This window comes from uncultured Tateyamaria sp. (genome assembly GCF_947504105.1).
Lineage (GTDB): Bacteria > Pseudomonadota > Alphaproteobacteria > Rhodobacterales > Rhodobacteraceae > Tateyamaria.
Map to the genome: position 1 here is coordinate 1 of NZ_CANNGP010000097.1, position 4,101 is coordinate 4,101.

Consider the following 4,101-nt stretch of genomic DNA (forward strand, 5'->3'; position numbering starts at 1 on the left):
TGCCAAACTACTCTCGGCAACGGACTCGCAGATCAGGCAAGCATCAGGAAGGTGGGGTCAGCGCAACGCTTACGGTGAAGTACGACACGCGCAGATACAAGCGGCGAAACCGTATCGAGATTATGTTTGGCAGGCTCAAGGATTGGAGGCGTGTGGCGACCCGCTATAACCGCTGCCCTAAGGTCTTCCTCTCAACCATCGCACTCACGGCAAGCATCATCTACTGCTTATGAATCCTGAACCAGGTTTTCAGGATTTTCGGAATACGCTCTCAGCGCAAAACACGTCAGGTAGAGGTGCTGACTTTCGACGCGTTTAAGAGAACCGTGACGTTCTCGGGCACAAACTTCGACCATAAAGCGATCATCTCTTTGATTTTGGAAAGAACAACGAGAACAGCCCAAGCACCGCCGAAATCACAATAAGCAGCAACGATACTGCATTCAATACAGGCGTGGACCCCTGCTTGAGTTTGTCGAACATGGTAATCGTCAGTGGCGAATCCGACCCAACAAGCATGAGCGTCGTATTAAAATTCTCAAAGCTCATGAGGACCGATACAATGGCAGATGCCAATATGGCCGGCATAAGAAAAGGTAGGGTGATCTGCCGGATCGCGCCCAATTGAGTTGCTCCAAGATTGAGAGCCGCTTCTTCCAGACTAGGGTCGAATTTCTGCAATCGAGCTGAAATGACAAGTGTGGCAAAGGTGGTAATAAATGAGAATTGGCCGAGAATGACAAGTATCAACCCGGGCCGTAGCCCATCAAACCATAGACCGGTTGCGTCTTCCAATGTGTTTGCGATCGTGCTGGAGAACACCAAGATCGAGATGCCGAGGATGACACCCGGAATGATCAACGGCAGCAGCATCAGCATATAAAGAAGTGCCTTGCCCTTGAACTCATGTCGAACGAACAGGAACGCATTGCACGTTCCGACGGCAACGGCCAGCCCAGACACCCAAAGCGCAACAAAAGTCGACGTGCCGATGGCGCGCAGGATGGGTCGTTCATGAAACACCCCGATGAAGGGGGCCTCGGTACCGAAAAACCATGCGACGGTAAAACCTTCCCACGGAGGGGACGGGAAGACGCTATTGTTGAAGGCAAAGATGCAGACCACGGTCAGCGGCAAGGCTAGGTAGATGAAGAAAACCGTGACATAGGCACGGTAGCACCATTTGGCGAAAGCAGGTCGGGGGACGGTGGGGATCATGTGCGCCCCATGGTGTTCGACAAGGACTGTTTTGATAGCTTGAGGCCCAAGAATACGATGGCCGATGACAGCGCCAGAAGGAGGAAGCCGAGAGCCGACCCGAGTTCCCAGTTAAAGCGCGTGATGAACTGCGTGTAGATCATACCGGTGAACCACAGGCTGTCCTTGCCTCCCAACAGGATCGGCGTGAGGTAGTTTCCAAGCGACAGCATGAACACCACGATGCAGCCCGAAACGATACCCGGCATCGCGTGGGGAATGACGATCTCGCGCATAATCGAACTGCTTGTGCCGCCCAGATCATAGCCCGCTTCGATCAGGCTGTCGTCCAGGCTGTCGAGCGTTGTAACAAGTGGCACGACCATGAAAAGGATCGAGGTATAGACCAACCCCACCATGATGGCAGCATCGTTGTAAAGAAGCTCAACCGGTCCACTGACCAAGCCAAGTCTCTGCAACGTAGTCGAAATCACTCCGGTTTCGCGTAACAGGATCATCCAACCAAAAGTGCGTACAAGTTCGGAGACCCAAAAGGGGATCATGCACATCAGAAAAAGCGTGGTCTTGGTGCGCCCGCGGGTCAGCTTGGCGATGTAATAGGCGATGGGAAAACCCAGAATCAAGGTCAGAGCGGTGGCCAGGATCGACATGATCGCCGTGCGTGCAAAAGTACGCCAATACAATGGTTCGCCAAAGAAGGCCGCATAGTTTCCAAAGCCGGTCTCGAATTCTCGCGGGCCAACCTTTTCGCTGATCGACACCATGAATAGGCCGATATGGGGGAGGATGATCAGCACGATCAGCCACAGCAGAATGGGCGCAAGCAGCAGATAGAACCCGAGTTTTGACGCGTCAGATTTCATTGCTCAGGCCCTGGCCAACGGATAGCAGCGCGCCTTGTTTGGATGCCACGAAGTGAACACCATATCGCCTGCATGCAGATCAGCAAAACTGCCGGTTTGCGGCATTGCCACGTTGATCATATTGCCGCCCGCATCACGCACGATCACCGAACTGTTCGCGCCGTTAAACAGGACCGAGGTCACCGTACATTGGCTGACGTTGTGGTCACCGTCCAAGCTTTTGGACGTCTTCGACAACTCAATCGCTTCGGGGCGCAGGAAGACTTGTACCCCCTGCCCTACTGACAAACTATTGTCAGCGACCTTTACCTTCATCTCTGTGCTGGCAGCTGATGTCAGCGTCAGAAAATGCCCGTTCACAGCAGACACCCTGGCGTCGATCCGGTTTGCGTCCCCAACAAAGCCTGCAACGAACGCTGTGTGCGGCGCGTGGTAAACCTCATGCGGGGCGCCTATTTGCTCGAACCGTCCTTGGTTCATGACGGCAATGTTGTCGCTCATTACCAAGGCCTCGGACTGGTCATGGGTGATATAGACAAAGGTCGTATCAAACGCGGCCTGAAGGGATTTTAGCTCCACCTTCATGTGCTCGCGCAGCTTGAGGTCCAATGCGCCCAAAGGCTCGTCCAGCAACAGAACGTCCGGTTCCAGCACCATGCAGCGGGCGATGGCGACGCGCTGTTTTTGCCCGCCTGAAAGCTGATCGGTCCGGCGCGCTGACACGCCCGGCAAACCCACACGGTCCAGAACCTCTTCCACACGTCGTGCGATTTCGCTCCGCCCAACGCCGCGTTGACGAAGCCCGAACCCCACGTTGTCGCCAATGCTCATGGTCGGGAACAGGGCAAGGTGCTGGAATACCATCGACACAGGTCGCCGGTTGGGCGGCACGCCGATCATCGACCTGCCCTTGATCCGCAAATCGCCGCTGCTGGGGGATTGGAAGCCTGCGATCATCCGCAACAGGGTCGTTTTCCCACATCCCGACGGCCCGAGAATGGAAAAAAACGACCCCTTGGGCACGTCAAAGCTGACATGATCAACAGCGCGGAATCCATCGAAATCCTTGGTCAGATCGCGACAGGCAAGATCGGATTCAATGTTGGTCAAAGTGCCGCCTCACAGACTGGAAAAGGGCACCATCCGGCGCCCTTTTCATAGTGTTTCGGTGACTCAATTTGCTGCATTGATGCGATCAAGCGTAGCACCTTCGAGTGTTTCAAGACCAGCAGGCACCGGTGGGTACCACTTGATGTTGTCTATTGCCGTCTGATCAAAACTGCCTTGGTAGCGGGCCTTTAGATCTGCGCTGACACCGGCATCGCCGTCAACAGCTGCAGTGAAGTTGCCCGCTGTATTGGTGATCATCGACGCAATGTCAGGACGCATGACGAAATTGATCCAGTCATATGCCGCGTCATCCGCACGACCACGCGCGGGCAGAACAAATGTATCGATCCAGCCCAAAGCCCCGGATTCTGGCGCAACAAACGTGATGTCTGGGTTGTCAGCGTTCAACTGCCAACCGCCGGTATCCCACGCCATAGACGCCACAACTTCACCGGAGCGCAGAAGACTCTTGATCTCATCACCGCCGCCCCAATAGGTTTTAACGTTGGGCTTGCATTCGGTCAGCTTGGCTTCGACCTGATCCAAGATGTCCTGATACTGATCGGCATCGTCATAAGCAGCAAATGGATCAAGACCCATGGAATAGGCGAAACCGATCAACGTCGGACGCTTCAAACGATAAGAAACCTTACCAGCGACCGAGGCACCGCACAGATCGGTGTAGTCCTGCACATCGCCAGCCATCGCTGTATTTACAACAAGACCGCTGGTGCCCCAAACGTGTGGCAAACCATAGACCGCGCCGTCGTAGGTCGTGTTGCCCGCGGTAGCCTCCAACATGGACGGAATAAACAACTCGGCGTTCACCTTGGACTGTCTGACGTCAGCGCCTATGGGTCCAAATAGCGGTATTTGCTAAGAGAGGGTTTGTTGCTCATCGTGGCCACCA

Annotated in this window: 4 protein-coding genes and 1 pseudogene; 1 reads left to right on the forward strand and 4 read right to left on the reverse strand. The window is 54.7% G+C overall.

The window, feature by feature from the left end:
• Positions 1–233 (forward strand): transposase (locus tag Q1A75_RS23335; RefSeq protein ID WP_299593361.1); only part of this gene is annotated, 233 nt, incomplete at its 5' end.
• Between the two features lie 130 nt (positions 234–363).
• On the opposite strand, the gene Q1A75_RS23340 is transcribed toward Q1A75_RS23335, so the two are convergent.
• The 4 genes and pseudogenes from Q1A75_RS23340 to Q1A75_RS23355 all read right to left on the reverse strand — a co-directional run.
• Positions 364–1,218: an ABC transporter permease subunit gene (locus Q1A75_RS23340; RefSeq protein WP_299549934.1), complete on the reverse strand. Its 855-nt coding sequence runs from the start codon at positions 1,216–1,218 to the stop codon at positions 364–366.
• Positions 1,215–2,081, reverse strand: coding sequence for an ABC transporter permease (locus tag Q1A75_RS23345; protein WP_299549931.1), 867 nt, complete (start codon positions 2,079–2,081; stop codon positions 1,215–1,217). Before Q1A75_RS23345 ends, Q1A75_RS23340 begins: the two co-directional genes overlap by 4 nt.
• A 3-nt stretch (positions 2,082–2,084) precedes the next feature.
• A complete protein-coding gene (locus Q1A75_RS23350; RefSeq protein WP_299549928.1) occupies positions 2,085–3,191 on the reverse strand; it encodes an ABC transporter ATP-binding protein in 1,107 nt (368 codons plus the stop codon).
• A gap of 63 nt (positions 3,192–3,254) precedes the next feature.
• Positions 3,255–4,025 (reverse strand): annotated as a pseudogene (locus Q1A75_RS23355) (extracellular solute-binding protein); the annotation flags it as partial.
• Positions 4,026–4,101 lie beyond the last annotated feature (76 nt).

Excerpts from the sequence above, each read along its gene's own strand:
- Q1A75_RS23345 (WP_299549931.1), bottom strand. The coding sequence starts at position 2,081 with ATGAAATCTGACGCGTCAAAACTCGGGTTCTATCTGCTGCTTGCGCCC.
- Q1A75_RS23340 (WP_299549934.1), bottom strand. The coding sequence starts at position 1,218 with ATGATCCCCACCGTCCCCCGACCTGCTTTCGCCAAATGGTGCTACCGT.